Source organism: Rhodococcus sp. RD6.2 (genome assembly GCF_001040705.1).
In the GTDB taxonomy this organism is placed as follows: Bacteria; Actinomycetota; Actinomycetes; order Mycobacteriales; family Mycobacteriaceae; genus Rhodococcus_G.
The window spans coordinates 461,697-487,940 of sequence record NZ_CVQP01000006.1; the positions used below are offsets into that span (position 1 = coordinate 461,697).

At 68.3% G+C, this 26,244-nt stretch carries 28 protein-coding genes and 1 riboswitch; of the genes, 18 read left to right on the forward strand and 10 right to left on the reverse strand.

The genetic code is table 11. The features are described from left to right. Positions 1–5: 5 nt before the first annotated feature. From RHCRD62_RS12375 to RHCRD62_RS12385, 3 genes are all read left to right on the forward strand, one after another. Entirely contained in the window at positions 6–1,067 is a 1,062-nt protein-coding gene (locus tag RHCRD62_RS12375; protein ID WP_050064983.1) for a glycerate kinase family protein, read from the forward strand. A gap of 168 nt (positions 1,068–1,235) precedes the next feature. Continuing rightward, positions 1,236–1,547: a HesB/IscA family protein gene (locus RHCRD62_RS12380; RefSeq protein ID WP_137873497.1), complete on the forward strand. Its 312-nt coding sequence runs from the start codon at positions 1,236–1,238 to the stop codon at positions 1,545–1,547. A gap of 125 nt (positions 1,548–1,672) precedes the next feature. Next, positions 1,673–2,638, forward strand: coding sequence for a carbohydrate kinase family protein (locus RHCRD62_RS12385; protein WP_050064985.1), 966 nt, complete (start codon positions 1,673–1,675; stop codon positions 2,636–2,638). A 72-nt stretch (positions 2,639–2,710) separates the two neighbouring features. Here RHCRD62_RS12385 and asnB read toward each other — a convergent pair whose 3' ends face one another. Continuing rightward, positions 2,711–4,636: an asparagine synthase (glutamine-hydrolyzing) gene (gene asnB, locus RHCRD62_RS12390; RefSeq protein ID WP_050064986.1), complete on the reverse strand. Its 1,926-nt coding sequence runs from the start codon at positions 4,634–4,636 to the stop codon at positions 2,711–2,713. Between the two features lie 215 nt (positions 4,637–4,851). Between asnB and RHCRD62_RS12395 the strand changes: the two genes are divergently transcribed. Together RHCRD62_RS12395 and RHCRD62_RS12400 are read left to right on the forward strand one after the other, a co-directional pair. After that, positions 4,852–5,922 carry an aa3-type cytochrome oxidase subunit II gene (locus tag RHCRD62_RS12395; protein ID WP_084734224.1) on the forward strand — a complete coding sequence of 357 codons (1,071 nt, stop codon included), beginning with the start codon at positions 4,852–4,854 and terminating at the stop codon, positions 5,920–5,922. Between the two features lie 74 nt (positions 5,923–5,996). After that, on the forward strand, positions 5,997–6,413 hold the full coding sequence (locus RHCRD62_RS12400) for a cytochrome c oxidase subunit 4 (RefSeq protein WP_050064987.1): 417 nt from the start codon (positions 5,997–5,999) through the stop codon (positions 6,411–6,413). Positions 6,414–6,565: 152 nt separating this feature from the next. Here RHCRD62_RS12400 and RHCRD62_RS12405 read toward each other — a convergent pair whose 3' ends face one another. Both RHCRD62_RS12405 and RHCRD62_RS12410 read right to left on the reverse strand, forming a co-directional pair. Then, positions 6,566–6,754, reverse strand: a complete 189-nt coding sequence (locus RHCRD62_RS12405) for a hypothetical protein (protein ID WP_050064988.1) — start codon at positions 6,752–6,754, stop codon at positions 6,566–6,568. 40 nt (positions 6,755–6,794) lie between these two features. Continuing rightward, positions 6,795–7,058 (reverse strand): antibiotic biosynthesis monooxygenase family protein, encoded by a 264-nt coding sequence (locus tag RHCRD62_RS12410; RefSeq protein WP_050064989.1) that lies wholly within the window; start codon positions 7,056–7,058, stop codon positions 6,795–6,797. 159 nt (positions 7,059–7,217) lie between these two features. On the opposite strand from RHCRD62_RS12410, the gene RHCRD62_RS12415 reads away from it, so the two are divergent. Further along, entirely contained in the window at positions 7,218–7,421 is a 204-nt protein-coding gene (locus RHCRD62_RS12415; protein ID WP_172671055.1) for a sigma factor-like helix-turn-helix DNA-binding protein, read from the forward strand. A gap of 121 nt (positions 7,422–7,542) precedes the next feature. On the opposite strand, the gene RHCRD62_RS12420 is transcribed toward RHCRD62_RS12415, so the two are convergent. The 4 genes from RHCRD62_RS12420 to RHCRD62_RS12435 form a co-directional block, all read right to left on the reverse strand. Continuing rightward, on the reverse strand, positions 7,543–9,231 hold the full coding sequence (locus tag RHCRD62_RS12420; protein ID WP_050064991.1) for a cytochrome bc1 complex cytochrome b subunit: 1,689 nt from the start codon (positions 9,229–9,231) through the stop codon (positions 7,543–7,545). Then, positions 9,228–10,370 (reverse strand): cytochrome bc1 complex Rieske iron-sulfur subunit, encoded by a 1,143-nt coding sequence (locus RHCRD62_RS12425; RefSeq protein WP_050064992.1) that lies wholly within the window; start codon positions 10,368–10,370, stop codon positions 9,228–9,230. Before RHCRD62_RS12425 ends, RHCRD62_RS12420 begins: the two co-directional genes overlap by 4 nt. After that, a complete protein-coding gene (locus RHCRD62_RS12430; RefSeq protein ID WP_171018589.1) occupies positions 10,367–11,218 on the reverse strand; it encodes a cytochrome bc1 complex diheme cytochrome c subunit in 852 nt (283 codons plus the stop codon). The genes RHCRD62_RS12425 and RHCRD62_RS12430 overlap by 4 nt, the downstream gene beginning before the upstream one ends. A 63-nt stretch (positions 11,219–11,281) precedes the next feature. Then, entirely contained in the window at positions 11,282–11,893 is a 612-nt protein-coding gene (locus RHCRD62_RS12435; RefSeq protein ID WP_050064994.1) for an aa3-type cytochrome oxidase subunit III, read from the reverse strand. A gap of 126 nt (positions 11,894–12,019) precedes the next feature. Here RHCRD62_RS12435 and RHCRD62_RS12440 point away from each other — a divergent pair, with 126 nt between their 5' ends. Next, positions 12,020–12,472, forward strand: a complete 453-nt coding sequence (locus RHCRD62_RS12440; RefSeq protein ID WP_050064995.1) for a hypothetical protein — start codon at positions 12,020–12,022, stop codon at positions 12,470–12,472. Between the two features lie 44 nt (positions 12,473–12,516). Then, positions 12,517–13,551, forward strand: coding sequence for an anthranilate phosphoribosyltransferase (gene trpD / locus RHCRD62_RS12445; RefSeq protein ID WP_050064996.1), 1,035 nt, complete (start codon positions 12,517–12,519; stop codon positions 13,549–13,551). Between the two features lie 34 nt (positions 13,552–13,585). Here trpD and RHCRD62_RS12450 read toward each other — a convergent pair whose 3' ends face one another. Beyond that, on the reverse strand, positions 13,586–13,861 hold the full coding sequence (locus RHCRD62_RS12450; protein WP_050064997.1) for an Lrp/AsnC family transcriptional regulator: 276 nt from the start codon (positions 13,859–13,861) through the stop codon (positions 13,586–13,588). A 7-nt stretch (positions 13,862–13,868) separates the two neighbouring features. Continuing rightward, positions 13,869–15,596 carry a DEDD exonuclease domain-containing protein gene (locus tag RHCRD62_RS12455; RefSeq protein ID WP_050065258.1) on the reverse strand — a complete coding sequence of 576 codons (1,728 nt, stop codon included), beginning with the start codon at positions 15,594–15,596 and terminating at the stop codon, positions 13,869–13,871. Positions 15,597–15,736: 140 nt separating this feature from the next. On the opposite strand from RHCRD62_RS12455, the gene RHCRD62_RS12460 reads away from it, so the two are divergent. The 5 genes from RHCRD62_RS12460 (at position 15,737) to RHCRD62_RS12480 (ending at position 20,671) form a co-directional block, all read left to right on the forward strand. Continuing rightward, the gene (locus tag RHCRD62_RS12460) at positions 15,737–16,006 is read left to right on the forward strand and encodes a hypothetical protein (RefSeq protein ID WP_050064998.1); all 270 of its coding nucleotides are present in this window, start codon (positions 15,737–15,739) and stop codon (positions 16,004–16,006) included. A gap of 128 nt (positions 16,007–16,134) precedes the next feature. Continuing rightward, positions 16,135–16,297, forward strand: a riboswitch (cyclic di-AMP (ydaO/yuaA leader). Positions 16,298–16,309: 12 nt separating this feature from the next. After that, positions 16,310–16,876, forward strand: coding sequence for an NlpC/P60 family protein (locus RHCRD62_RS12465; protein ID WP_050064999.1), 567 nt, complete (start codon positions 16,310–16,312; stop codon positions 16,874–16,876). A gap of 226 nt (positions 16,877–17,102) precedes the next feature. After that, positions 17,103–18,146 carry a C40 family peptidase gene (locus RHCRD62_RS12470; protein ID WP_050065000.1) on the forward strand — a complete coding sequence of 348 codons (1,044 nt, stop codon included), beginning with the start codon at positions 17,103–17,105 and terminating at the stop codon, positions 18,144–18,146. A 140-nt stretch (positions 18,147–18,286) separates the two neighbouring features. Beyond that, positions 18,287–19,498, forward strand: a complete 1,212-nt coding sequence (locus RHCRD62_RS12475; protein ID WP_367379643.1) for a hypothetical protein — start codon at positions 18,287–18,289, stop codon at positions 19,496–19,498. A gap of 48 nt (positions 19,499–19,546) precedes the next feature. After that, positions 19,547–20,671, forward strand: a complete 1,125-nt coding sequence (locus RHCRD62_RS12480; protein ID WP_050065001.1) for a glycosyltransferase family 4 protein — start codon at positions 19,547–19,549, stop codon at positions 20,669–20,671. Positions 20,672–20,734: 63 nt separating this feature from the next. Here RHCRD62_RS12480 and RHCRD62_RS12485 read toward each other — a convergent pair whose 3' ends face one another. Continuing rightward, on the reverse strand, positions 20,735–22,543 hold the full coding sequence (locus RHCRD62_RS12485; RefSeq protein ID WP_050065002.1) for an AMP-dependent synthetase/ligase: 1,809 nt from the start codon (positions 22,541–22,543) through the stop codon (positions 20,735–20,737). Between the two features lie 116 nt (positions 22,544–22,659). Here RHCRD62_RS12485 and RHCRD62_RS12490 point away from each other — a divergent pair, with 116 nt between their 5' ends. From RHCRD62_RS12490 to RHCRD62_RS12510, 5 genes are read left to right on the forward strand one after another with little or no spacing between them, the layout of a single operon-like run. Next, positions 22,660–23,052 carry a polyketide cyclase / dehydrase and lipid transport gene (locus RHCRD62_RS12490; protein ID WP_050065003.1) on the forward strand — a complete coding sequence of 131 codons (393 nt, stop codon included), beginning with the start codon at positions 22,660–22,662 and terminating at the stop codon, positions 23,050–23,052. Positions 23,053–23,096: 44 nt separating this feature from the next. Continuing rightward, positions 23,097–23,534 (forward strand): SRPBCC family protein, encoded by a 438-nt coding sequence (locus RHCRD62_RS12495; protein ID WP_050065004.1) that lies wholly within the window; start codon positions 23,097–23,099, stop codon positions 23,532–23,534. A 29-nt stretch (positions 23,535–23,563) separates the two neighbouring features. Beyond that, positions 23,564–24,814: an ArsA family ATPase gene (locus RHCRD62_RS12500; protein ID WP_050065005.1), complete on the forward strand. Its 1,251-nt coding sequence runs from the start codon at positions 23,564–23,566 to the stop codon at positions 24,812–24,814. Then, positions 24,802–25,227: a hypothetical protein gene (locus RHCRD62_RS12505; protein ID WP_084734227.1), complete on the forward strand. Its 426-nt coding sequence runs from the start codon at positions 24,802–24,804 to the stop codon at positions 25,225–25,227. Before RHCRD62_RS12500 ends, RHCRD62_RS12505 begins: the two co-directional genes overlap by 13 nt. Then, the gene (locus RHCRD62_RS12510) at positions 25,224–26,186 is read left to right on the forward strand and encodes an ROK family protein (protein ID WP_050065006.1); all 963 of its coding nucleotides are present in this window, start codon (positions 25,224–25,226) and stop codon (positions 26,184–26,186) included. The genes RHCRD62_RS12505 and RHCRD62_RS12510 overlap by 4 nt, the downstream gene beginning before the upstream one ends. Positions 26,187–26,244 lie beyond the last annotated feature (58 nt).

Consider the following 26,244-nt stretch of genomic DNA (forward strand, 5'->3'; position numbering starts at 1 on the left):
GCCCGATGCGAGTGCTGATCGCTCCCGATTCGTTCGGCGACACCCTCACCGCGGTCGAGGCGGCCGCCGCGATCGCCGCCGGGTGGACGCGGGCCCGTCCCGGCGACGACCTGGTGTCGGCGCCGCGCTCCGACGGCGGGCCCGGCTTCGTCGACGTCCTGGCGGTCCACGGCGGCCTGATTCGTGAGGCCGCCGTGTCGGGCCCCCTCGGCGAACGCGTCGTCGCCCGGTGGGTACAGGCAGGCGACACCGCCTACGTGGAATCGGCGCAGGCATGTGGCCTGCACCTGCTCCGACCCGATCCCGCCACCGCCCTCGCCGCACACAGCACCGGAGTCGGCGAACTGGTGGCCGCTGCGCTCGACGCGGGCGCGCGCACCGTCGTCGTCGGGCTCGGCGGCAGTGGCTGCACCGACGGCGGCCGTGGGCTCGTCACCGCGCTCGGTGGCACACCCGACGCCGCAGGGCTGACCGCAGCGCGTGAGCGGCTCGCGGGTGCGCGCCTGGTCGCGGCCACGGACGTCGAGAATCCACTCCTGGGACCGCGGGGCGCGGCCGCGGTGTTCGGACCGCAGAAGGGCGCCGACCCAGCCGCCGTCGACGAACTCGAACGCCGCAACGCCGCATGGGCGCCGATCCTCGACGCCCAAGGGGGCGGTTCCGTGTCCGGCGCCGTCGGTGCGGGCGCCGCCGGCGGTCTCGGCGCCGCGCTCCTCGCACTCGGGGCGCAGCGACGATCGGGCGCCGACGTGGTGGCCGACGTCACCGGGCAGGACGCCCTGCTCCGCGGCTCCGACGTCGTCGTGACCGGCGAGGGCCGGTTCGATCGTCAGTCCCTCGGCGGAAAAGTCGCGGTCGCATTGGCCCGTGCCGCTCGCATCCACGGTGTTCCCGTGATCGTTCTCGCAGGTCAGGTCGCTGTCGACAGCACTGATTCCGACCTGGCGGCACTCGGCCTGCGAGGCGTCCATTCCGTCGCCGAGCACGCCGGATCGGTGCAGCTGGCGATGGACGACGCGGCGACGCAACTGGCCGACCTGGCTGCGCGCGTCGCACGGACGTGGTGATCGCCGCTCGAAACAGCACACCGACGGCGGGAATAGTGCGGCGGAGAGTACGGTTGAGATGTTCACGGTTTTGGTACGAGCGAACAGGGAGAGTCCATGTCAGTGCAGAACGAGAGTGCCGTTCAGTCCGAAGGTGCGGTGCAGGACGAGGCTGCACACAAGGTCGTGATGAGCGACGCCGCCGCCTCGAAGGCGAAGGCTCTGCTCGACCAGGAAGGTCGCGACGACCTGGCCCTGCGTATCGCCGTTCAGCCGGGTGGATGCGCGGGACTCCGGTACCAGCTGTTCTTCGACGACCGCTCCCTCGACGGTGACCTCGTCGTCAACTTCGGCGGCGTGAACCTGGCCGTGGACCGGATGAGCGCACCGTACGTCGAGGGCGCCACCATCGACTTCGTCGACTCCATCGAGAAGCAGGGCTTCACGATCGACAACCCGAACGCCACCGGCTCCTGCGCCTGCGGCGATTCGTTCAACTGATCGCACCGCACCCTCCCCTCCGGCGCGGCACCCCCTCGGGGTGTCGCGCCGGACGTGTGTCCAGGGACGGTGCGCACGGCGGGTAGATTGTGCACTTTGCACCCGTCGAACTGAAAGGTCAGCGCGTGACAATCGCGGTCACCGGTTCCATCGCCACCGATCACCTGATGCGTTTTCCCGGGCGCTTCGCCGAGCAGTTGATCGCCGATCAGCTGCAGCACATCTCGCTCAGCTTCCTCGTCGACGACCTCGTGGTCCGGCGCGGTGGCGTGGGCGGCAACATCGCGTTCGCGATGGGTGTGCTCGGCGGATCGCCGCTGCTGGTCGGAGCGGTCGGAGCGGACTTCGCCGAGTACCGGGGATGGCTCGAGAAGCACGGTGTCGACTGCAGCGCCGTCCACGTGTCCGAGTTCGCGCACACCGCTCGTTTCGTCTGCACGACCGACGAGGACATGGCGCAGATCGCGTCGTTCTACCCCGGTGCGATGAGCGAGGCCCGGGACATCTCCCTCACCGACCTGCCCGCGGGCGTCGACCTGGTCCTGGTCGGAGCGAACGACCCCGCCGCGATGGCACGGCACACGCAGCAGTGCCGCGAGCTCGGACTCCCGTTCGCTGCGGACCCGTCGCAGCAGCTGGCGCGGCTCTCCGGTGCCGAGGCGCGCGAACTCATCGGCGGCGCCGAGTACCTGTTCACCAACGAGTACGAGTGGGCGTTGCTGCTCCAGAAGACCGGCCTGACCGAGAAGGAGGTCGCCGATCAGATCGGTCTGCGCGTCACCACCCTCGGCGCGAAGGGCGTCGAGATCGTCGACCGCGAGGGCAACTTCGTCCACGTCGGCGTCGTCCCGGAGCGGGCGAAGGTCGATCCGACCGGTGTCGGCGACGCCTTCCGCGCCGGCTTCCTGACGGGCCGCAGCGCCGGACTCGGCCTCGAGCGGTCCGCGCAGCTCGGCTCCCTGGTCGCGGTGCTGGTCCTCGAGACCGTCGGCACTCAGGAGTGGACCCTCGACCGCGACGACGCCGTCAAGCGTCTCGCGGAGGCGTACGGCACCGAAGCCGCCGAGGAGATCGCCACCCTGCTGAAGTAGCAGGCGGTCGCGCCGCCCGTGAGTCCTTCCGGTCCCGTGACGGGCCGAAAGGACTCACGGGCGCGACGCGCCCTACACGTGGACCGGGTACACCGGCTCCTGGATCTGCGGCACGATCCGCTTCTCGACGAAGATTCCGTGCCACACCATGAAGCACAGCACCGTCCACAGGCGACGGCTGTGATCCGACGTGCCCGCGCGGTGCTCGTTCAGCATCGAGGCGACTGCGGCCTTGTCGAAGATGTGGTCCGTCTGCGAGTCCGCGATCTGCTGGTGCGCCCAGTCGAACAGTTCGGTGCCTGCCAGCCAGTGCCGCAGCGGAACAGGGAAGCCCAGCTTGGCGCGGTGCAGCACGTGCGCCGGGACGATCCCCTCGAGTGCCTGCCGCAGGGCGTACTTGGTGGTGCTCTTGGTGATCTTCTGCTCCAGCGGCACCCGTGAGGCGACCTCGAAGACCTCGGTGTCGAGGAACGGCACGCGCAACTCGAGCGAGTTCGCCATCGTCATCTTGTCGGCCTTGACGAGGATGTCGCCGCGCAGCCACGTGAACAGGTCCAGATGCTGCATCCGCGCGACCGGATCCCAGCCCGCCGACTGCGCGTAGATCGGCGCGGTGACGTCCCGGTGCGTCCACTCCGGGCGGAAGTCCCGCAGCACGGCTCGCAGCTGCGCGTCGTTGAAGCTGCGGGCGTTGCCGTAGTAGCGCTCCTCGAGGGTCATCGACCCGCGGTTGAGGAGGCTCTTGCCCCGGGTGCCTTCGGGGATCCGCTCCGACAGCTTCCCGGCGGCGCGGCGCAGAGGCGCGGGCAGGTACTCGAACGGCTTGAGCGACAACGGTTCCCGATAGATGGTGTACCCGCCGAACAGCTCGTCGGCGCCCTCGCCCGACAGCACCACCTTGACGTGCTTACGGGCTTCCTTCGCGACGAACCACAGCGGCACGAGCGCGGGGTCCGCCACCGGATCGTCCAGGTACCAGATGATTTCGGGAATCGCAGCGGCGAACTCGGCGGGGGAGACGACCTTCACGATGTGGCGGGCGCCGATCGCGGCGGCCGACTCGGCGGCCACGTCGACCTCCGAGTAGCCCTCACGTTCGAATCCGGTGGTGAAGGTGATCAGCTTCGGGTTGTGCCGCATCGCCAGCGCCGCGATCGCCGTCGAGTCGATGCCGCCGGACAGGAACGAGCCGACCGTGACGTCCGCGCGCATGTGCTTGGCGACGGAGTCCTCGAGGGCCTCTGCGATCTCGCGGTAGCGAACCTGCTCCGAGCCGGGCGAGAACGGCCGCACCGGGAACTTCGGGGTGAAGTACCGCGTGATCCGCGGCTCCTCGCCGGGACGCACCCACGCGTAGGACCCCGACTCGAGACGCCGGATGTCGGCGTGCAGCGATTCCGGCTCCGGGACGTACTGCAGGACCGTGTAGTGCTCGATCGCCCGCGGATCGAGATCGGTGTCGATGCCGATGACGTCGGCCAGTTCGAGGAGGCTCTTCTTCTCGCTGCCGAACGCCGTCCCCGCGGATCCGGACGCCAGGAACAGCGGCTTGATGCCGAACGGGTCTCGGGCGATGAACAGTTCCCGCTTCTCGGTGTCCCAGATCGCGAAGGCGAACATGCCGCGCAGTCGGCTCACCGCATCCGAACCCCAGTGGTGGAACGCCGCGACGATCGACTCGCTGTCACCCTCGGTGGCGAACTCGGCGCCGTGGTCGCGAGCGAGTTCCTCACGCAACTCCAGGTAGTTGTAGATCTCGCCGTTGAATGTCAGCGCATACCGGGTCGGGTTGTCCGCGGGACCCCAGCGGAGCGGCTGGTGCGAATGCTCGATGTCGATGATCGAGAGGCGGTTGAAGCCGAAAACGAGGTCGTCGTCGTGCCACGTGCCGTGCTCGTCGGGGCCGCGATGCCGCAGACAGTGCATCGCGGAATCGACCCGGGCGACGGTGTCGTCGGAGGTTCCGTCCGAGGTCAGTAACCCGAGCAGTCCACACACAGCGTCCAATACCTCAATTCGCTTCGGGGGCACCTCCGCACCGGCGTGAACAGGCGGGGAGGAAGTTGCCGATTGATTCTGCCGAGTATGCCGCAGACCCGCCGAACCGCCGGGTGTGACCCGGGAGTGGATAGGCGACGGCTTTGGTCTACGCTGCGTAGTATTCGGGTGGTCCGCTGGGCTGCCCCTATCAATTTTGCGGCGATCAGGAAGGCGTGAACGTGGCGCAGAGTCGGATCCTTCGGCGAGCGGGGCTAGTGGTCTCATTGGGACTGGCCGCCATGCTGCTGTCGGGATGTTCGATCGACAATTCGGTGCTTCGCTTCGGATGGCCGTCGGGCATCACCCCCCAGGCCGAGCGGATGCGCGAACTGTGGACCTGGTCGGTCATCGCCGCCCTGTTCATGGGCGTGATCGTGTGGGGCCTGACGTTCTGGACGGTCATCTTCCATCGGAAGAAGAAGGACTCGCCGGAATTCCCGAGGCAGACGGCCTACAACGTGCCGCTCGAGCTGTTCTACACAGCCGTGCCGTTCGTCATCATCGCCGTGCTGTTCTACTTCACCGTGGTCGTGCAGAACTACGTCCACGAGAAGAAGGACGACCCGAACGTCGTCGTCGACGTGACCGCATTCCAGTGGAACTGGAAGTTCGGTTACCGCTCGATCGATCTCGGTGACGGCACGGCGAAGTACGACGGCGTCGACAAGGAAGCCCAGGCTGCGGCCGAGGCTCCGGCCGAAGAGCAGATCATCCACGGCAAGGCCGTCCCCCCGCCGCTAGCCGGCAAGGGTGAGCACGATCTGTCCTACCTGCGCTACGACACCATCGAGACCGTCGGCAGCAGCACCGAGATCCCGATCCTGGTCCTGCCGACCGGCAAGCGGATCGAGTTCGTGCTCGCCGCGTCCGACGTCATCCACGCGTTCTGGGTTCCGGAGTTCCTCTTCAAGCGGGACGTCATGCCGAACCCGAAGGAGAACCACTCCGACAACGTCTTCCAGATCAGTGAGATCCAGAAGGAAGGCGCGTTCGTCGGCCGCTGCGCCGAGATGTGCGGCACCTACCACGCGATGATGAACTTCGAGGTCCGCGCCGTGAGCCCGGAGAAGTTCGCGCAGTACATCGAGCTGCGCAAGCCCACCGACGAGGGTGGCAAGGGCATGACGACCGCAGAGGCACTCGACGCGATCGGTGAGTCGCCGGTTGCGACGTCGACGACACCGTTCAACACCGAGCGCACCTACCGCCAGGCCACCGAGGTTCTCGAGGGCGAATACCAGTAGGCGCGCCGGGCATGCAGGGCATGCCGCGCCACTGGCATCCAACGACCTAGCTACCTGCTGAAGGACGAGCTGATATGAAGATCGAAGCGAAGCTCTTCGAGATCTTGACGGTGTTTTTCATCTTCATCGCGATCGTGTACGGCATCTTCACCGCCGTCTCACGAACCGGTGTCGAGTGGGCGGGCACCACCGCGCTGGTGCTGACCGCCGGGCTGAGCCTGATCATCGGAACCTACTTCCGATTCGTCGCTCGCCGCCTCGACACCCGCCCCGAAGACTACGAGGAGGCCGAGATCTCCGACGGTGCAGGCGATCTGGGCTTCTTCAGCCCGGGTAGCTTCTGGCCCATCCTGGTCGCCTTCGGAGCCGCATTCACGGCTGTCGCCCTCGCGTTCTTCCAGCCCTGGATGATCGTCGTCGGTGCCATCCTGGTCATCGCGTCGGCCGCTGGTCTGGTCTTCGAGTACCATGTCGGTCCCGAGAAGCACTGACACCGGCGCACACGTCCACGCCGAGGGCGCCGCACTCCACACGGAGTGCGGCGCCCTCGGCGTTTCGGCGTGTCCCGGTTCGTTCCGGTGTCCCTGTTGTTCGTCGTCGAGCCATGCCCCTTCATCGCTCCGATGAAGGGGCACAGCTCACGCTAGCGACGTCGTCCTCCGATGAGGACCACGCCGATGACCCCGACGATCACGAAGGCCACGGACGCGGGCAGCGCCCACTGACCGATGAAGGGGCCACCGAACAGGATGGCGCCGACGGTTCCCACCGTGCCGACGACGAGTAGGAGCGCCCCGATCGCGGCCACGACGTGTTCCCTTCGGTTGGTCATCCGGCATTCAGGCCCGACGAGAAGGCCGTCAGATTCGATCTCAGGGGCGAACGGCGTCGACCTGCTCGTAGTGCTCGACCGTGGGGAAGGGCTCGTAGAAGTGGTGCAACAGGCGACGCCACTGCTGATACTCGGGAGATCCGCGGAACCCTTTGGTGTGGTCCTCCAGCGCATCCCATTCGAGGAGCAGTAGATAGGCGCCGGGTCGTTCGATGCACCGGGACAGGCTCAGGCTTCGGAAGCCCGGCATCCCCGCGACGATCTGCTTGGCGTGACCGAACGCGGACTCGAATTCGGTGGTCATACCGGGCTTCACCACCAGGGAGCGTGTTCCAGGATCATCACCGAATGGTAGGCCGCTGCTGTGGTCGGGCGGTCGGTCCTGGTCCGGGACGACATCGTCCCGGACGCTCGGGACACCCACCTCTTCCACCCGGGACCTGTCGTTCGACACGATCACGGGGTGACGACAGTCGACGCGACGAGCCTGATCGCCGAACTCCCTCAGCACCAGCGGCTCATACTGCATCTGCGCGTCGTGCGCGGACTGTCCGTGGAGCGCACCGCACGGCTCCTCGGTGTCGGCCCGGACGAGGTTCTCCTGCGTCAGCACTGGGCGTTGAACGCCCTACGGCGCGTTCTGAGGAACTCGGAGGCGGTGGGGTAGGGGAGCGGTGCCTGCGCGCGCGTGAGATGTACCCGAGGCATCGACGGTCCGGGACGACAACGGGGAAGGCCCCGAACCCGTGTGGGTTCGGGGCCTTCCCCGTTGTCGTTGCCGACTGCGATCAGTGCTTCGTGTCGCCGTCCGCAGACTCGATGCTCTTGGCACCGGACTCGATGCCGTGCACCTCGTCCTGGTAGTCCTTCAGCGTCGTGAGGAGCTCGTGCTCCTTCTCGTGCTCGGCGGCGAGGAGCGCGGCTGCCTCGTCGGCCGGGTCGGCGTACAGCAGGCTGCCGGAACCGGGCTTGCCGGCCGAACCGAGCTTGTTCATCTTCTTCGGGATCGCGGCACCCTGGTACTCGAGCGGGATCGGGTGGCCGTGATCGTCCACCGGTCCGAGGGGCTGGTGAACCTCGATGTACTCGCCGTGCGGCAGGCGCTTGATGACGCCGGTCTCGATGCCGTGCTCGAGCACCGCGCGGTCGCTGCGCTGGAGGCCAAGGCAGAACCGGTAGGTGACGAAGTAGGCGATCGGAGGCAGCAGCACCATTCCGATGCGGCCGATCCACGTCATCGCGTTGAGCGAGATGTCGAACTTGAACGCGATGATGTCGTTGATGCACATGATCGTGAGGATCGCGTAGAAGGTCACGGCCATGACACCGAGGCCGGTACGGACCGGCACGTCACGCGGACGCTGCAGCAGGTTGTGGTGCGCGTCGTCCTTGGTGAACTTCTTCTCGATCCACGGGTAGGCGATCAGCACCGTGAACACCAGGCCCATGATCAGCGCGACAGCGAACACCGCGGGGATCGTGTACCGGCCGAACGGGTAGAGCTCCCACGCCGGCCACAGTCGGGCCAGGCCGTCCGTCCACATCATGTAGATGTCGGGCTGGCTGCCCGCGGACACCTGCGACGGGTTGTACGGGCCGATGTTCCAGATCGGGTTGATCTGCAGGACGCCACCCATGACGGCGAGGATGCCGAAGGTGAAGGCGAAGAACGCGCCACCCTTGAGGGCGAAGACCGGCAGGATTCGGACGCCGACGACGTTGTTCTCGGTGCGGCCGGTTCCGGGGAACTGCGTGTGCTTCTGGTACCAGACCAGCGCGAGGTGCGCGCCGATCAGGGCCAGGATGATGCCGGGAACGAGCAGCACGTGCGCCACGTACAGACGCGGGATGATCAGCGTGCCGGGGAAGTCGCCGTCGAAGATCAAGAACTGCAGCCAGCTACCGACGATCGGGACCGACAGGGTGATGCCGGACAGGGCGGCGCGGAGGCCGGTGCCGGACAGCAGGTCGTCGGGGAGCGAGTAGCCGAAGAAGCCCTCGAACATCGCCAGGATGAGCAGCAGACAGCCGATCACCCAGTTCGCCTCACGCGGGCGTCGGAACGCGCCGGTGAAGAAGATGCGAAGCAGGTGGACGATGATCGACGCCGCGAACATCAGCGCGGCCCAGTGGTGGATCTGTCGGACGAACAGACCGCCGCGGACCTCGAACGAGATGTCCAGGGTGGTCGCGTACGCCCGCGACATCTCGACACCGCGAAGCGGCTGGTAGGCGCCGTTGTAGACGACCTCCGCCATCGAAGGGTCGAAGAAGAGGGTGAGGTACACACCCGAGATCAGCAGGATGAGGAACGAGTACAGCGCGATCTCGCCGAGCATGAATGACCAGTGCGTCGGGAAGACCTTGTTGATCTGCTTTCGCATCCCGGCTGCCAGGTGGTAGCGCGAGTCGAGATTCTCGCCGGCTTTCGCGGCGTGAGCTGCGGCCTTGGTCTGGCCGCCAGTGATGGTTGTCATGAACGACGCTCCCAAAATCCGGGGCCGAGGGCCTCGACGAAGTCACCGTTGGCGACGAGGAAACCCTCTTCGTTCACGGTAATCGGCAACTGGGGCAGAGCGCGAGCCGCGGGACCGAAGATCGGCTTGCCGTACTGCAGAGCGTCGAACTGCGACTGGTGGCACGGGCAGAGAATCCGGTTGGACTGCTGCTCGTACAGCGAGGTCGGGCAGCCCAGGTGGGTGCACAGCTTCGAGTAGGCCCAGTAGTCGCCGAAGTTGAAGCTCTCCTGACCCTTGCGCCGGATTGCGCGGTCGCTGTCCTCGGTGCGAAGACGGATCAGCATGACCGGGTTGTCGGCGCGCTTGAGTGCGTGCGCGAGCGCCTTCTCGTTGCCGCGCTCGGACTCACGGAACGGGAAAACCGTCTCCATGGCTCCCGCGTCGAGATCCTCCGGGCGAACCAGGACGATGTCGTGCGGACGGCCGGTGTAGCGACGCAGGTAGATGGTCTCGCCCGGGAAGGTGGGGGTCCAGCCGGAGGTCCACAGGTCGGAGTTGTCGCCCTTGGCCCACGGGTTCTTGATCAGGCCACCGAGCGGCATGATCGCCATGACACCCAGTGCACCCGCACCGAAACCGAGGGTGCGCTTGATGATCTTGCGGCGACCGATCGTGGAGGTCTCCAGCGAATCGGCCAGCTCGGCGACGATCGTCTTGCGGTCGACCTCGGCGGAGCCGCCCTGGTCGTGACGATCCTGGATCGACACCTCTTCGGGAACGAACTTCTTGGTGAACAGCACCGCGCCGACACCGAGCCCGAGGATCGCCAGGCCCATCGTCAAACCGATGAGCGGCGTGTACAGGCTGTACTTGTCGTAGCCCTCTTCGCCCATGCCCTTGTACTCCCAGGGCCAGAAGAGGTAGATCGCGATGAACGCGACCGCGGAGATGCCTGCGAGAGCGAACCAGTAGGCGACGGCGCGCTCGGCGCGCTTCTCGGCCTTGGTTCCCTCGACGGTCCAACGCTCACGACGGAACGCCACGTCGACACCGTCAAGGTTGGTGCCGAGGGTGACGAGCTCGTCGCGACTCATCGCGTCGAGTTCTTCCTTCGTGTAGTCCTTCTTCGGCGTACCGCCGTGTCCGGCGTCGCTCATGACCTTGCTCCGATCCACATTGCTGCGCCGACGACGGCAACGATTCCGATGGCCCACATGGCCATGCCCTCCGAGGCGGGGCCGAAACCGCCGAGGCCGTAGCCGCCGGGGCTCTGGGTCTCGCTGGCGGACTTGATGTACGCGATGATGTCGCGCTTCTCGTCCGGGCTCAACTGGCGATCCGAGAACTTGGGCATGTTCTGCGGACCGGTGGCCATCGCCTGGTAGATCTGCTGCTCGTTCGGGGCGTCGAGCTCGGGCGCGAACTTGCCGGACGACAGTGCACCGCCGCGACCGGTGAAGTTGTGGCAGGACGCGCAGTTCAGCCGGAACAGCTCGCTGCCGCGGGCGATGTCGTCACCACGCAGCGACGTCGTCGCGATCTCGCCGTTCTCGTCCCGCACGGTGGTCGGGCCGCCGCCGTTGGCCTGGATGTAGGCGCCGATGGCGTCGGTCTGACGGGCGTCGAACTTCGTCGGCTTGCGGACGGCCTGCGCTTCGTTGCGGACCATCGGCATGCGGCCGGAGGACACCTGGAAGTACACGGCTGCCTCACCGACACCGATCAGGCTCGGGCCGCGGTCCTGGACACCCTGCAGGTTCGCACCGTGGCAGGTGACGCACGAGGTGTCGTAGAGCTGCTTGCCCTCGCGGATCAACGCCGATGCGTCGTCGGACGCCGTGGCGACCTGCGGGGTGGGCGTGAGGGCCGAGGCGAGGAAGCCGGCGCCGACAAGTCCCATCATCAGGATCAGCGCGCCGGTGATCCGGCGGCGGAACTTGCGCTGACGACGGGCTCGTGTTGCAGACGCGCTGTCGGCGGCTGCTGAAGGGGGGGATGAACTCATCTGTATCCCTTTGGTCTCGCGGGACGGACTGAACGGGCTGGGGCTGGGTACTGCGTTCAGCTGCTAACGGATGAAATAGATGGTGGCGAACAGGCCGATCCACACGATGTCGACGAAGTGCCAGTAGTACGAGACGACGATTGCTGCCGTCGCCTGTGCCGGGGTGAACTTGCTGACTTTGGTTCGGACAATCAGGAAGACGAAGGCGACGAGACCACCGATCACGTGTAGGCCGTGGAAGCCGGTCGTGATGTAGAAGACGGAGCCGTACGCGCTGCTCGACAGCGTCGTGCCATGCTCCACCAGGTGGATGTACTCGTACGCCTGGCCGAGCACGAAGAACGTGCCCATGGCCAGGGTGAGGACATACCAGCGGCGCAGGCCGAAGACGTCGCCCTTCTCGGCGGCGAAAACGCCCATCTGGCAGGTGAACGACGAGGCCACGAGCACCGCGGTGACCGGCACGGCGAGTGCCAGGTTCAACTCGGTGGGCTCCGGCGGCCAATTGCCGTTCGCCTGTGCACGCGCGACGAAATACATCGCGAACAAACCAGCGAAGAACATCAGCTCGCTGGACAGCCAGATAATGGTGCCGACGCTGACCATGTTCGGCCGGTTCAGCGAGTGCACGCGCTGGGTGATTGCGGATCCTTGGGTCCCTACTGCGCTCGTCACAGAAGGAAGTATGACGCGTTGTCGTACGAGAGGACCACCCGGGTCCGCTGTTGGCGCGTCGTGCCCGAATTCCAGTATGCCCGAAGTCGCGATTGTGCAGGTCGGTGCTCATGGCAGGCTGAACGCATGACTGGGGCGCGGTGGTGGAAGCAGCTTTTCGGACGGGGTAAGGCGGTGGCGCTGGACGCGGAGCGCACCGATCTGGTGGTGGTCGTGTCGAGCTTCGACGACGCCGAGGCATGCAGCACCGCACTGGCCCGTGGCGCCGAGACCGCACCCGCGTGGAATGAGCAGGACGAGGCTGTCCTGCGGCACCATCTCCGGCTGCCGGGGGACAGCGTCGATCGCGCCGTCGAGCTGGCCGCCCAGGACGGGTACGTGATGGCCTCGGATCCTGTCGACGCGCCCCGAGTGGAGGTGTCCGACGGTCTGGTCGCCGTCGTCCTGCAACGCACCCAGACCCTCGACGCACTGCACTGCTCACAGGAGAAGTCGCGGATGGCGGGTCTGGCGCAGCGAGCGGGAGGAACCGTCGTGGGTTGGGATGCCCTGCAACCTCCGCGGGACGCTGCGCTCTGACTAAGCTGCCTTGCGGATTGCAGCGACGACAAGAGGCGGTTGGAATGGCGACGTGGCCCGAGGTGCTTGGCGCTCTGACGGACGGACAGGATCTCGACGCGACGACCGCTTCCTGGGCGATGAGCGAGATCATGTCCGACAACGCCACCTCGGCCCAGATCGCGGCGTTCGGCGTTGCGCTCAAGATGAAGGGCCCGACGCCATCCGAGGTGGCGGGGATCGCCGACGCGATGCTCGAGAACGCCCGGACCCTCGACGTGGACGACGATGCCGTCGACATCGTCGGAACGGGAGGGGACCGTCAGCACACCGTCAACATCTCCACGATGGCGTCGGTCGTGGTGGCGGCAGCGGGCGTCCGCGTCGTCAAGCACGGAAACCGGGCGGCGTCCTCGAAGAGCGGTGGCGCCGACGTCCTCGAAGCGCTCGGAGTCCGCATCAACCTCGACCCCGCCGCCGTCGCACAGTGCGTCCGCGAGGTCGGCATCGGATTCTGCTTCGCACCGACCTTCCATCCCGCGTTCCGGTTCACCTCCGGTCCGCGCAAGGAGATCGGCATCCCGACCGTGTTCAACGTCCTCGGGCCGCTGACGAACCCGGCCCGACCCCGCGCAGGCCTGATCGGGTGCGCGTTCGCCGACCTGCAGCCGGTGGTCGCCGGGGTCCTGGCACGCCGGGGCGTGTCGGCGTTGGTGGTCCGCGGCGACGACGGACTCGACGAGATCACCACCTCCACGACCAGTACGGCCTTCGTGGTGGACGGCGGGACCGTGCGTGAGGCGCGGATCGACCCGACGGTGCTGGGAATCGAGCGCGTGCCGCTCGACGCCCTGCGCGGCGGGGACGCCGAGGCCAATGCGGTGATCGCCCGGTCGGTCCTGGCAGGCGAACGGGGGCCGGTCCACGATGCGGTGGTGCTCAATGCAGGCGCGGCGATCGCCGCCTACAGCGGACTCGGCGGCAACCTGGACGACGCGCTGCGATCGGGGATCGCGCGTGCCGTCGAGGTCGTCGACAACGGGGCGGCGGCCGAGCTGCTCCAGCGCTGGGTGGACGTCAGCACGCGCATCGCCGGCTAGCGAACGCCGACTGGGGCCGGCGTTCGCCTGACCGTCACTCTCCGATGGAGAAGGCGGCCTCGACGTCGGCGCTCGCGTAGGAGCGGAACGCGATGTGGGTGGTCGTCCGCAACACTCCGTCGACCTTGTTGATGGCGCCCGTGACGACGTCGGCGATCTCCTCGTGGCCGCGCACCTTGACGATGGCAATCAGATCGACGTCGCCCGCGCACGAGTACACCTCGGAGACACCTGCGATGTCGGCGACGGCCTGGGCGGTCTCGGGGATCCGGTTCGCCTCGGCGTGAATGAGGACGATGGCGTTGATCATCTCGCTCCTAGTGACGGGGGTGCGGTGCTCGTTCAGCGTATTCGCCCGCACCCCGGGCAAGCGCACACCACTCCTGCCACGAACCCGCGCCGCGCGCAGGTTCGCGGTAGCCGTCGGTGGCGCGCACAATCCGCACACCCGGCGAGTCGAGCCAGTTCGCGACCAGGCGAACCTCGTCGGCCATTGCCCCGCGCAGTGGCGACGGGTCCGGGAGAACCGTTTCCGCCGAGAGGGTGAGCGCGTCCACCACCGGCATCGGCGCGACCCCACGTGCCGCAACACCCGCTGACGCCAGCCGTCCCGATCTGATGACGGCGAACTCCCACCCACCTTCGTCGCGGGGACGGGCAGCGACGAGCTCGTCGATCGCCGCGACCGCGGCGAGGCGTTGACAGCGCCGCAGCGCGATGCCGAGTGCGGCCGTCCGATCCCGAAGTCGGGCGGCATTCTCGAACAGTTCGGAGGCGGCCAGGTCTTCGATACGGGCACGCAGTGCGAGCAGGGGACGGTCGGTCTCGCCGCGGATCAGGTCCCGCGTCAGGTCGACGGTGACGGAGTACTGCGCGGCCGACTGCGGTGTGCTCCCGGCCGGACAGCCGCCCACGGCGTCGTCGGGGCAGTCCGGCCCATGGACGCCGTCCGGGCGAATCTTCCTGGTGCACTGCCGGAGTCGACAGGCTTCGGTGATCGTGGCGGCGATGTCGGTGGCGTCGGTGCGGTTGGTGAACGGGCCGAGGGCGTCGCGGCCCGCGCGCCGGGTGATCGACAGGCGGGGGAACGCTTCATCGGTGAGGGTGATCCACCAGGCGCGCTTGGGGAACTTGGAACGGCGGTTGTAAGGGGGCGCGTGGGCGGCGAGAAGTCGCAGTTCGCGCACGCCTGCCTCGAGGCCGTGCGCGCACTCGACATGGTCGACTCGGGTGGCGAGCGCGACCATCTCCTTCATCCTGGCGCGGGTCTCGGACCCGGTGAAGTAGCCGCGCACCCGTCGCTGCAGATTGACGGCGGTCCCGACATAGAGGACCTCGTCCGACGGTCCGCGGAACAGATAGACACCCGGCGTGCGGGGCAGGTGTGCCGCGAGGCCCCGTTTACCGCGCTGGGCGGCCGACACGTTGGGTAGGTAGTCGACCAGTTCCGGATAGCTGTGCACGCCGAGGTTGCCGACCCGTTCGATCAGGGCGTGGAGCACGTCGACGGTGGCGCGGGCGTCGTCGAGCGCCCGGTGGGTCGGTCGGGTCGACACCTGGAACAGGTCGGCAAGCGCGGACAGCTTCACCGACGGGGCTTCGTCGCGGGAGAGGACGCGCCTGGCCAGGCGGACGGTGCACAGCACCTGGAACGGTGGCCAGGCGATGTCGCAGCGGGTGGTTGCGGCTCGGAGGAAGCCGATGTCGAACGGGGCGTTGTGGGCGACCAGGACGGCGCCGCGGGCGAACTCGAGGAAGCTGGGGAGCACCTGCTCGATACGAGGTGCGTCGACGAGCATCGCGGACGTGATGCCGGTCAGTTGAACGATGAAGGGTGGGAGGGTCCGGCCGGGGTCGACGAAGGTCGACATCTCTCCGATGACCTCTCCGCCGCGGATCTTGACCGCACCGATCTCGGTGATTGCGTCGTCGCCCGAGTTGCTTCCCGTGGTTTCGAGGTCCACGACGACGAAGGTGGTGTCCCGGAGCGGGGTGTCCAGTTCGTCGAACGTCAACTGGCGTGCTGTTGCGTCGCGGGAACTCACGGTGCCGAGATTAGGGGGCGGCACCGACACCGCCCGCCGGAGCGGGATTCGTCGTGGGCATTCCTGTCGGCAGGGGGCGTTACCTTGCCCCTGTCGGGCTCGAAAATCGCCCGGAAACGCAGAAAGAGACGAGGGTCACAGTGATTGTTGATTGCAGTGGATGTGCGGTGCGCGGTGTCGCATGCGGCGACTGCGTCGTCACGGTTCTGCTCGGTTATCCGGAGTTCGACGAGTCCACGCAGACCCCTCGGTCGGGTGCTGTCGCGCGGATGAGTCTTGAGCAGGACGAACGGGTTGCGTTGGCGGTGCTGGCCGATGCGGAGCTCGTTCCTCCGCTTCGGCTCGTCGAGGCGGCCGGCGAGACACAGACCGCCTGGTCGTTATCTGTTCGTGATGCGGGTGTCGCATAGCCGGTGGTTTGCGCGCAATTAGGGCGAAATGTCTGGTTTGCGGCGTCCGATGAGTCGACACCGCTCGGGGGCTTTCGTAATCTTCTCGAGACCTAGCGGAGTCTCGCCGCCCCAGACCGGAGCGGCGTCGCGAGGTACCGCCTAATCGAACTCCCGTGAGGGACTCGAACCGGGAACCCACCGTTTTCTGGGGTGAATCCCGACGGAGCGCACACGCGTGACGCCGGGTAGGGCTGATCTTCCCAGCCCGAACCCGTCAGCTAACTCGGTCGGCGGAGGAATGGAAGAAAGGCCCCTCCTTTCGTGGCAACACTGAGTACCAAGGCTCGGCGCGTCGCCGTCGCCAGCACCCTCGCCCTCGGCGCGATCACGGCTTCCGCGGCCCCGGCACTGGCTGAGCCCGTCACCGTTCCCGGCGTCGGCACCTTCGACATCCCGGGTGTCCCCGCCCAGACGATCGAGATCCCCGGCCTCGCGCAGCTGCAGGGCCAGGTCCCCGGCGCTCCCGCGGCCGTGGCCCCCATCATCACCGCCGGTCAGAAGGCCGTCGACGCAGCCGCCAGCAAGATCGGTGCACCGTACGTTTACGGCGCATCCGGCCCGGACGCCTTCGACTGCTCCGGCCTCGTGCAGTGGGCCTTCAAGCAGGCGGGCCTGAACCTGCCCCGCACCAGCTACGACCAGGCCGCGGCAGGCACCCCGGTGTCGACCAACGCCCTCCAGCCGGGCGACGTCGTCTCCTTCTACGGTGGCTCGCACTCGGGCATCTACGCAGGCAACGGTGAGGTCATCCACGCCGCGACGTCCGGTACCCCGGTCAAGCGCGCGCCGATCTCCTCCATGCCGATGGACGGCGCACGCCGCTACTGAGGCATCACGCACCACGGCTGTGACAGGCTGCGCACCGCGGCTGTGACACGCGACAGGGGAAGTGTCGCGGGCGCACTCGGCGAGCTCACGACGGGCCCGGCGATCCGACTCGGATCGCCGGGCCCGTCGGCGTTGGAGATCCCGTCTGTCAGAGTGGACACCGTCGTATGCCGTTCCGTAACCTTGCCGAGACCTTTCAGCGCGGGAGAAGAGGAGTACCCGGTTCGTGGCGTCACCGAGAAGTAGGTCCACTGCACTTGCGACCGGCGTGCTCGCGTTCGCCCTGATTGCCGGGACGGCAGGGCCTGCCGCAGCAGATCCCGCACTGGACAATCCGACCGCGGCCCTCGAACGACTCTCCGAGCTCTCGCGCACGTCCGAACAGACGGCCGAGGCCATGCACAACGCCCAGATCGATCTCGACTCGAAACTGGCCGTTCAGCGTGACTCGGAGGCACGCCACCAGCAGGATCTCGAACGCGCCGACGCCGCGCGCGCGGAGATGGCCCGGTTCCAGCCGGCCGTTGACCGGCTCACCGCCGCGAACTACCAGGGCGGACGCGTCAACCGGCTGTTCGCGGTGATGGTGTCCGACTCACCGCAGCAGTTACTCGACCAGATGTCCACGCTCAGCGTGCTCTCCGCCGACACCGCCGCCCAGGTGCGCGAGTTCAAGGATGCGAGTGACGCCGCCACCGCCGCCGAGGAGTCCTCGCGCAGATCCGCAGACGATGCCAGGACCGCCACCGAGCACGCACGGGTGATCAGCGACGACCTGCAGCGCACCCAGAGCGACCTGAAGGAGCAGATCGCCGACGTGACGGCGGCGTTCGCGGAGCTGAGCAGCGCGGAGAAGGCTCAGCTCGCCGGTTCGGTCTTTCCTCCCGGCTTCGACCCGTCGATCGTCCTGAAGGGTCTGGTTCCCGGGTCCAACACGAGTGCCGTTCAGGCGGCGCTCTCCCAGGTCGGCAAGCCGTACGTGTGGGGCGCCACCGGGCCTGATGGCTACGACTGCTCGGGCCTGATGGTGTGGGCGTACCGGCAGATCGGCAAGGGATTGCCGCGATCGAGCCAGGCGCAGGCGGCGGCCGGAATCCCGGTGCGCAGGGAGGATCTCCAGCCCGGGGACCTCGTCCTGTACTACGACGACGCATCCCACGTCGGGATGTACGTCGGCGACGGCAACATCGTGCACGCGTCGACCTATGGAGTGCCCGTCAAGGTCGCACCGGTGGATGCGTATCCGTTCTACGGCGCCCGCCGGTACTGACCATCGAGCGGGGGAGTTCGCCGCGGGAGACGCGGCGCGGGATTCGGCGCTGGGAGGCGGTTGCGCTCGCAGGCCTCCTCGTCGCCGTCGCGGGCGCAGCGGGGATAGTGCTGAGCCAGCAGTCGGACGGTCCCTCCACGGTGTCCGCGGAGTCCAACCCGTTCGAGCAGGCTCGCCGCGAGGGCGTGCAGGACCTACTGAACCGGTGGGCCAAAGCCGTCCGATCGGGTGACGAGGCCGCGTTGGCGGCACTGTTCGACGCGGGTGCCGCGCCCGAGTTCCTGGCCGCGGAGGTGCGTCGGTCGCGCAACCTGGCAGGGGTGCCGTTGGCGGACTGGGGCTACGAAATCGGCTCCGGACCCGAGACGCCGGTCCCCGGAGACATCGCCGAGCGTCTACAGGCCACCGACGTGTGGGCGCCGCACGTCTTCCTCAGATACGGGATCGCGGGCGCCGACACGGCCTCGACGCGCAAGCCCGTCTCGCTCGTCGTGGCGCGGCGCGGTGAGGAGTGGAAGCTCGTCTCGGACGGCGCACTGCCCCAGTACGACCGGAGCACCTGGCGCGGCCCCTGGGACTTCGGGCCCGTCGTGGCACGCTCCGTGCCGACCGATGGCGGCGTGTCCGTGGTGCTCGGCCACCCGTGGCAGCAGGACCGCGTCGACGCCATCGCTGCCGAACTCGTCACCGCCGTTCCCGCGGTCACCGAGGTGTGGGGGCCGCAGTGGCCACGCCGAGCGCTCGTCCTCGTCACCGCGGGCCAGGAGGAGTTCACCGAACAGGTGGGGCATCAGCACAGCGGCTCGGACATCGCCGCCGTCGCGGTGTCCGATGCGGTGACACCGGGGTCGGACACCGTCACCGGTCAGCGAATCGTGTTCAGCCCCACCGCGGGAGAGCGGCTCACGGAGGCGAGCAGGCGGGCGGTGCTCCGACACGAGTTGACCCACGTCGCGGCCAGGTCGACCACCGTCGACGGGTCACCGATGTGGGTCCTCGAAGGGTTCGCCGACTACGTCGGTCACCGCGGTTCCGGTTCCGAGGTCGTCGACGTCGCACCGACCGTGTCCGCCGCGGTCGCGGCACACGGACCGCCGGTTCGCCTCCCCACCGACGACGACTTCGGGGCAGGCGGTGAACGATCGCTCGCGGCCTACGAATCCGCCTGGACCGTAGCCGAATTCGTCGCCGACCGATTCGGCGAGGAAAGCCTGCGGTCGATGTACGGGGAGCTGTCGACCGGGCCTGCGGACCAGGCCACCGTCGACGACCGGATCCGGTCGTCGATCGGGGTGCCGACACAGGAACTGATCGGACAGTGGGCGTCGTGGCTGTCCGACACCGTGCGGTGACCCGACCCCTCTTCCCGCACCGCGTCGACCACCGCCTACCGTGATCGCATGCGCCGAACTCTGCTGGTGACGAACGACTTTCCACCGCGACCGGGCGGCATCCAGTCCTATCTGCAGTCCCTGACGTCCGCGCTGCCCGCGCACGAGCTCGTCGTGTACGCCCCGCGCTGGCGCGGTGACAGCCACATCCGGTTCGACGCCGCGCAACCGTTCGAGGTGGTCCGCCATTCCACCACCCTCATGCTGCCCACTCCGCTCGTCGCGCGGAAGGCGGCAAAGCTGGTGCGCAGGCACGATTGCGAGACGGTCTGGTTCGGCGCCGCGGCGCCGCTCGCGTTGCTCGGGCCGCACCTGCGTCGTGCGGGCGCGGACCGGATTGTGGCAAGTACCCACGGCCACGAGGTCGGATGGTCGATGTTGCCCGCGGCACGGCAGTCGCTGCGCCGAATCGGGGACACCACCGACGCCGTCACCTACGTCAGCAAGTACACGCGGCGACGGTTCTCGGCCGCGTTCGGTCCGCGGGCCGGGCTCGAGCACGTTCCGCCCGGCGTGGACAGTGAGACGTTCCGCCCCGACCCCGCGGCCCGAGCCGAGCTGCGGGCCCGGTACGGGCTGGGGGAGCGGCCGACGATCCTGTGCCTGTCGCGGCTCGTGCCACGCAAGGGACAGGACGTCCTGATTCGCGCGCTGCCGCAGATTCGTCGTGCCATCGACGGTGCGGTACTGGTGATCGTCGGCGGCGGGCCCTACGAGGAGTCGCTGCGCCGATTGACGCGTTCGGTCGGAGTCGAGGATCACGTGGTGTTCACCGGTGGTGTCCCGTCCGCGGAACTGGCCGCACACCACACGATTGCGGACGTGTTCGCGATGCCGTGCCGCACGCGCGGAGCAGGGCTGGACGTTGAGGGCCTCGGAATCGTGTACCTGGAGGCGTCGGCGTCGGGTGTTCCGGTGATCGCGGGAGCGTCGGGTGGCGCCCCGGAAACGGTGCGCGAAGGCGAGACCGGCCATGTCGTGAACGGCCGCTCGGTGTCCGCGGTGGCGGAGTCGGTGATCTCGGTGCTCGAGGATCGTGACCGCGCGGCGGCGATGGGTGTCGCGGGACGGGCCTGGGTCGCGGAGCAGTGGCGCTGGGACGTGCTCGCCGCGAAGCTCGCGTCGCTCCTGTAGGTGCTTCGCGCCGTGAGTCCTTTCGCCCGCGGGGGGCGAAAGGACTCACGGGCGGCGGGCCCGCTAACGGCTGTAGATCGCCTCGATCGCGGCGCCGTGGTTCTGCAGGATGATGTTGCGCTTGAGCTTGAGTGTCGGCGTCAGTTCGCCGGTCTCCTCGGTGAAGTCGAGCGGCAGGATGCGGTACTTCTTGATCGACTCGGCGGCCGAGACGAGCTTGTTCGCCTCGGCGATCGCCTCGTCGATCTCCGCGATCAGATCGACGTCGGCGATCAGGCTCTCGATGGTCGCATCGGAGGCCTTCTCGTTGCGCTCGAGCCAGCCCGGCCATGCCTCCGGATCGATGGTGATCAGTGCGCCGATGAACGGCTTCTGGTCGCCGACGACGAGGGCCTGGCTGATCAGCGGGTGCGCCCGCAGGTGATCCTCGAGGCCCGCGGGGGCGACGTTCTTGCCGCCCGCGGTGACGATGATCTCCTTCTTGCGGCCGGTGATGCTCAGGTAGCCCTCGGTGTCGAGCGAACCGAGGTCGCCGGTGTGGAACCAGCCGTCCTCGATGGCGTCCTTCGTGGCGGCCTCGTTCTTCCAGTACTCGGTGAACACGACCGGGCCCTTGAGCAGGATCTCGCCGTCCTCGGCGATGCGAACGGAGTTGCCTGCCAACGGCTTTCCAACGGTCCCGACCTTCTGGTTGCCGGGGGAGTTGACGGTGATCGCGGCAGTGGTCTCGGTGAGGCCGTAGCCCTCGTAGATGGTGACGCCCAGGCCGCGGAAGAAGTGACCGAGTCGCGCACCGAGCGGCGCACCGCCCGAGATGGCGAGCTGGCACTGGCCACCGAGGGCCGCCTTGAGCTTGCCGTAGACCAGCTTGTCGAAGACGGTGTGCTTGAGATTCAGGAAGAAGCCCGCGCCGCCGGTGTCCTGGGCCTGGCTCCACTCGACCGCGACCTCGGCGGCCGCGTCGAAGATCTTGCCCTTGCCTTCGCTGTGCGCCTTCTGCCGGGCGGTGTTGTAGACCTTCTCGAACACGCGCGGCACCGACAGGATGAAGTCGGGCTTGAACTCGCCGAAGATCGCGACGATGTTCTTCGTGTCGGACGTGTGGCCGACGGTGGTGCCCGCGTTGAACGCGGCGAGGCTCACGGCCCGCGCGAGGACGTGCGCGAGCGGCAGGAACATCAGATTGCGTCGCCCGGGCTGCAGCAGCGCCCCGAAGCCGGACGTGGCGATGGCGTTCGACTCCGCGATGAGATTCGAATGCGTGAGCATGCAGCCCTTGGGGCGTCCGGTGGTGCCGGAGGTGTAGATCAGGGTGGCGGGGTCGGACGCCTTCAGCGCTGCCGTGCGGGCGCGCACGTCGTCGTCGGCGACGTCGGCGCCGCGCTCGACGAGGGTCGCGATCGCACCGGGCTCGTCGTCACCGGGTTCGATCTGCAGGACCGTCGTCAGGCCGGGGAAGTCGCCGACGACGCCGGCAACGGTGTCCGTGTGGGCGGCGTTCTCGACGATCAGCGCCACCGCGGCGGAGTCCTGGAGGATCCATCGGACCTGCTCGGCGGAGGAGGTCTCGTAGACCGGGACCGTCACGCCGCCTGCCGACCAGATCGCGAAGTCGAGGATCGGCCACTCGTACCGGGTGCCGGACATGAGGGCGACGCGGTCGCCCGGCCCGACGCCGGACGCGATCAGGCCCTTGGCGACGGCGGTGACCGTCTCGGCGATCTCGCGGGCGGTCACGTCCACCCACGTGCCGCCCGTCCGCCGCTTGAAGAGAGCAAGCGTCGGGTTCTTCTCGGCGTGGGCGTACACCGCGTCGACAGCGGATCCGTCGTCGGGAACGGTGAAGTTGAGGGGGACACTGAACTCACGCACGTGAGGCCTCCGACCTGAAAAGAATACTGACGAGTAGGTTGTGCTCTTCCCACTGTAAACCCTCGAGGATGCGACCTGCGCCACGTCGATCGCGGGTGATGTGTGAAGCTGTCCGGGTGAGCAGCATTCAGGTCGCAGACCAGACCTTCATCGCGGCGGCGCCCGAGCGCGTCGCCGAGTGTCTGTCGGCGCAGCGCAAATGGGGCCGTTGGTGGCCGGACCTCCGCCTCGACGTGCGGGAGGACCGTGCCGAGAAGGGGATTCGCTGGACCGTCGGCGGTGCGCTCACCGGGACGATGGAGGTCTGGCTCGAGCCCGAGCTGGACGGCACGATCGTCCACTACTTCCTGCACGCCGAACCGGCAGGTGTGGCCGCCGAAGACGTTGCGTCCCTCGACCTCGCCGGAATGAACCACGCCCGCAGGCTCGCGGGCAAGGTCGTCACCTTCGAGGCGAAGCGGGAACTCGAGGCAGGCCGCCCCGCCGGAGAGTCGCCGCAGTCCAGCTGACGCCGCGGCGTGGGTGACGGCGCGAGGGAAGGGAACGTTCTCGGATGTCGGAGAAGACAAAGAGGTCGATCACGATCGCGGCACCGCCGGGCCGCGTGATGGACGTGATCGCGGACTACGACAGCTACCCGGAATGGGTCGCGGCCGCGAAGTCGGTCGAGGTCCTCGACGTCGGGCCGTCGGGTCGTGCCCACCGGGTGCGATTCGTGCTGGACGCCGGGATGGTCAAGGACACCTACGTTCTCGAGTTCCGGTGGGCCGAAGACGGTCGCGCGGTGTCGTGGGAACTGGTTTCCGGCGAGATCCAGAAGGCGCAGTCCGGGTCGTACCTGCTCGCGCCGCAGCCCGACGGGTCGACCCTGGTCACCTACGAACTGACGGTGGACCTCACGATTCCGATGATCGGGCTGTTCAAACGCAAGGCGGAGAAGGCGATCACGGACACCGCGCTCAACGAGCTCAAGAAGAGGGTGGAGGGCTGAGCCCGCAGGAGGCCGACGCGCATCCGAGGGTGCAGTTCGTCGTCGGCAAGGGAGGCGTCGGCAAGTCGACCGTCGCGGCCGTCACCGCGGTGGCCGCTGCGCGTTCGGGTGCCCGGGTGCTCGTCGTCTCGCTCGACCCGTCGCATTCGCTCGCGACGGTGTTCGGTGTCGACTCGAGGCCCGGCGGCGCGGACGCGATCCACGACGTCCCGGGGTTGACCGCAGGCGCGATCGCGATGCTCGAACTCGACACCCGCGCTCTGCTCGAGCGCAGGCTCACGACGCTCGCAGCCCTCGTGCCCGCGGGCGGCGACCACGACCACACCTCGCCGCTCTCGCTCCCCGAACCGGAGGAACTGACGGGGCTGCCGGTGGCCGAGGAACTGCTCGGGCTCGCGGAGGTGACGAAGCTCGTCGACGGCGGCGACTGGGACCTGGTCGTCGTGGACTGTCCCGCGACCGCGGGCACCGTGCGACTGCTGACGGTCGCCGATCTGGTGGCGGACGGCGTCGAGCGGATCTGGCCGCGGCACGCGCGCGTCACCCTGGGGCGGGGTGCCGCGCAGTGGCAGCTCGTGACGGCGTTGCTCGTCGACCGTCTCGTCGAGTCGACGGCGCCGATCCGTGCGTTGCTGACGGACCCGCAGCGGTGTGGCGTCCGGCTGGTGACGGAGCCGAGGACGGTCGCCGCCGCGGAGGTGCGGCGGACGATCACCGTGCTGGCGCTCCTGGGTGTTCACGTCGACGACGTCATCGTCAACGGTGTACTCCCGCAGACTGATTCGAGTGCGGGTCCGGACGAGGCCGACGACTCCGGATCGCAGTCGGGCCGGTGGTACGCCCGCCGCAGCAGCGAACAGTTCGCCGTCGTGGCGGAATTGCGTGCGGCTCTGTCGGACCTGCCGATTCGGGTGGTCCACGACGACGGCGGCGAGCCGGTAGGGTTGGGCGCTCTCGGGGTCGTCGCCGACGACGCCTTTCCGGACGGAGTCGATCCCGCACCCGCGGATGGTTCGACGCGCCTGGTGTCGACGGTGGAACTCGAATCGGAAGGGGGGTCGGACTCGGTGTACGCGTTGCGGATTCCGCTGCCCCTCGTCGACCCCGCGACCGTGACCCTCGGACGCGTCGGCGACGACCTGCTCGTCGGCGCCGCCGGAGTGCGGCGGCGGTGGCCACTGGCGTCGGTGCTCAAACGGTGCGACGCGATCGGCGCGGGTGTCGAAGGGCAGGATCTCGTGGTGCGGTTCCGGCCGAATCCGGAGGTATGGCCGCAGTGACCGCCGACCACGCCGCGCTGATGGCCGAACTCCGGGCGATCGCGCTGGCCGCACTCGACCGCCTCGAGCCGATCCTCGAACGTGCGGCGCAGGCCGCCTCGGAGGCGACGCACGACGGCCCGCAACAGGATCCGGGCACCGAGACTGCCGACGATGCCGCGGGAGGAACCTCTGGTTGCTCGTGGTGCCCGGTGTGCGCGCTCGTCGCCCTCGTCAAGGGCGAACCGCACGATCTGGTGACACTGGTGAGCACGCAGCTTGCGGCACTGCTTGCGCTGGTCCGGGCGCTGCTGGCCGAGTACGACGGCGGCGATGGTCCCGACGGCGGGGGTTCGCACGGTGACGCGCAGGCGACGCGGAGTCGCGCCTTCGTCCCGATCCAGGTCCGGATCGAGGACAATCCCGAAGCATGACGACAGCGCGCGGAACCGGCCTGACGATCGGCGTCGACGTCGGAGGAACCAGTATCCGCGCGGCCGTGGTCGACTCCGGCGGCGACGTCCTCGACACGGCGCAGGCTCCGACCCCGAGGTCGGCGAGCGCACTGGAGGACGCCCTCGACCGCACTCTCCGCGAACTGATCGGCCGCAACGTGGTCGACGCGGTCGGGCTCGCGGTCGCCGGCTTCGTCTCGCAGGACCGCAGGGTCGTGAGATTCGCCCCGCACCTGCCGTGGGTGGAGGTGGAGGTGGCCCGAGAACTCGGCGGCCGCCTCGGGCTCCCGGTCGTGCTCGAGCACGACGCGAACGCGGCGGCGTGGGCCGAGCGCCGCTTCGGTGCCGCGACCGGCGGCGGCAACGTCGTCACGGTCGCGATCGGCACCGGTATCGGTGCCGCGTTGCTGGTGGACGGCAAGTTGTACCGCGGCAGCTTCGGAGTGGCGCCGGAACTCGGGCATCTCCAGGTGGTGCCGGACGGCAGGCCCTGCTCGTGCGGGAAGCGCGGCTGCTGGGAGCGCTATTGCAGCGGAACGGCGTTGGTGGAGACGGCGATCGAACTGCTCGCCGCCGACCCGTCCGGCTCGACGGTGCTCGCCGCTGAGGTCGCTCGCGATCCGGGATCGCTCACCGGGCGCCGGATCGCTGGGGCGGCCAGGGACGGAGACGTGGTCGCGACACGGACGATGGCGGATTTCGCACGGTGGCTCGGACTCGGGCTGGCGATGGTCGCGGACGTCTTCGATCCGGAACTGATCGTGATCGCCGGTGGCGTCGCGAGTTCGGCGGGCCTGTTCCTCGACGATGCACGGGAGCACTACGCCCGAGCGCTCACGGGGGCGGGGCATCGTCCACTCGCCCGGATCCGCCCGACCCAACTCGGTGAGGCCGCGGCGATGGTCGGGGCCGCGGATCTGGCTCGCACGCGGATGTGACCGTCGACACCACCGGCGTGTCGTCGTCTGGTCGCGCACACCGGGCGTCGGTACAGTT

What these genes read in the sequence shown, in the direction of transcription:
- RHCRD62_RS12410 (WP_050064989.1), bottom strand. Translation starts at nt 7,058, where the DNA reads ATGACCACCGAATTCGAGTCCGCGTTCGGTCACGCCAAGCAGATCGTC.
- RHCRD62_RS12505 (WP_084734227.1), top strand. Translation starts at nt 24,802, where the DNA reads ATGGCCGCAGTGACCGCCGACCACGCCGCGCTGATGGCCGAACTCCGG.
- RHCRD62_RS12380 (WP_137873497.1), top strand. Translation starts at nt 1,236, where the DNA reads ATGAGCGACGCCGCCGCCTCGAAGGCGAAGGCTCTGCTCGACCAGGAA.
- trpD (WP_050064996.1), top strand. Translation starts at nt 12,517, where the DNA reads ATGGCGACGTGGCCCGAGGTGCTTGGCGCTCTGACGGACGGACAGGAT.
- RHCRD62_RS12440 (WP_050064995.1), top strand. Translation starts at nt 12,020, where the DNA reads ATGACTGGGGCGCGGTGGTGGAAGCAGCTTTTCGGACGGGGTAAGGCG.
- RHCRD62_RS12405 (WP_050064988.1), bottom strand. Translation starts at nt 6,754, where the DNA reads ATGACCAACCGAAGGGAACACGTCGTGGCCGCGATCGGGGCGCTCCTA.
- RHCRD62_RS12400 (WP_050064987.1), top strand. Translation starts at nt 5,997, where the DNA reads ATGAAGATCGAAGCGAAGCTCTTCGAGATCTTGACGGTGTTTTTCATC.
- RHCRD62_RS12450 (WP_050064997.1), bottom strand. Translation starts at nt 13,861, where the DNA reads ATGATCAACGCCATCGTCCTCATTCACGCCGAGGCGAACCGGATCCCC.
- RHCRD62_RS12510 (WP_050065006.1), top strand. Translation starts at nt 25,224, where the DNA reads ATGACGACAGCGCGCGGAACCGGCCTGACGATCGGCGTCGACGTCGGA.
- RHCRD62_RS12480 (WP_050065001.1), top strand. Translation starts at nt 19,547, where the DNA reads ATGCGCCGAACTCTGCTGGTGACGAACGACTTTCCACCGCGACCGGGC.
- RHCRD62_RS12420 (WP_050064991.1), bottom strand. Translation starts at nt 9,231, where the DNA reads ATGACAACCATCACTGGCGGCCAGACCAAGGCCGCAGCTCACGCCGCG.
- RHCRD62_RS12375 (WP_050064983.1), top strand. Translation starts at nt 6, where the DNA reads ATGCGAGTGCTGATCGCTCCCGATTCGTTCGGCGACACCCTCACCGCG.
- RHCRD62_RS12425 (WP_050064992.1), bottom strand. Translation starts at nt 10,370, where the DNA reads ATGAGCGACGCCGGACACGGCGGTACGCCGAAGAAGGACTACACGAAG.
- RHCRD62_RS12495 (WP_050065004.1), top strand. Translation starts at nt 23,097, where the DNA reads ATGTCGGAGAAGACAAAGAGGTCGATCACGATCGCGGCACCGCCGGGC.
- RHCRD62_RS12430 (WP_171018589.1), bottom strand. Translation starts at nt 11,218, where the DNA reads ATGAGTTCATCCCCCCCTTCAGCAGCCGCCGACAGCGCGTCTGCAACA.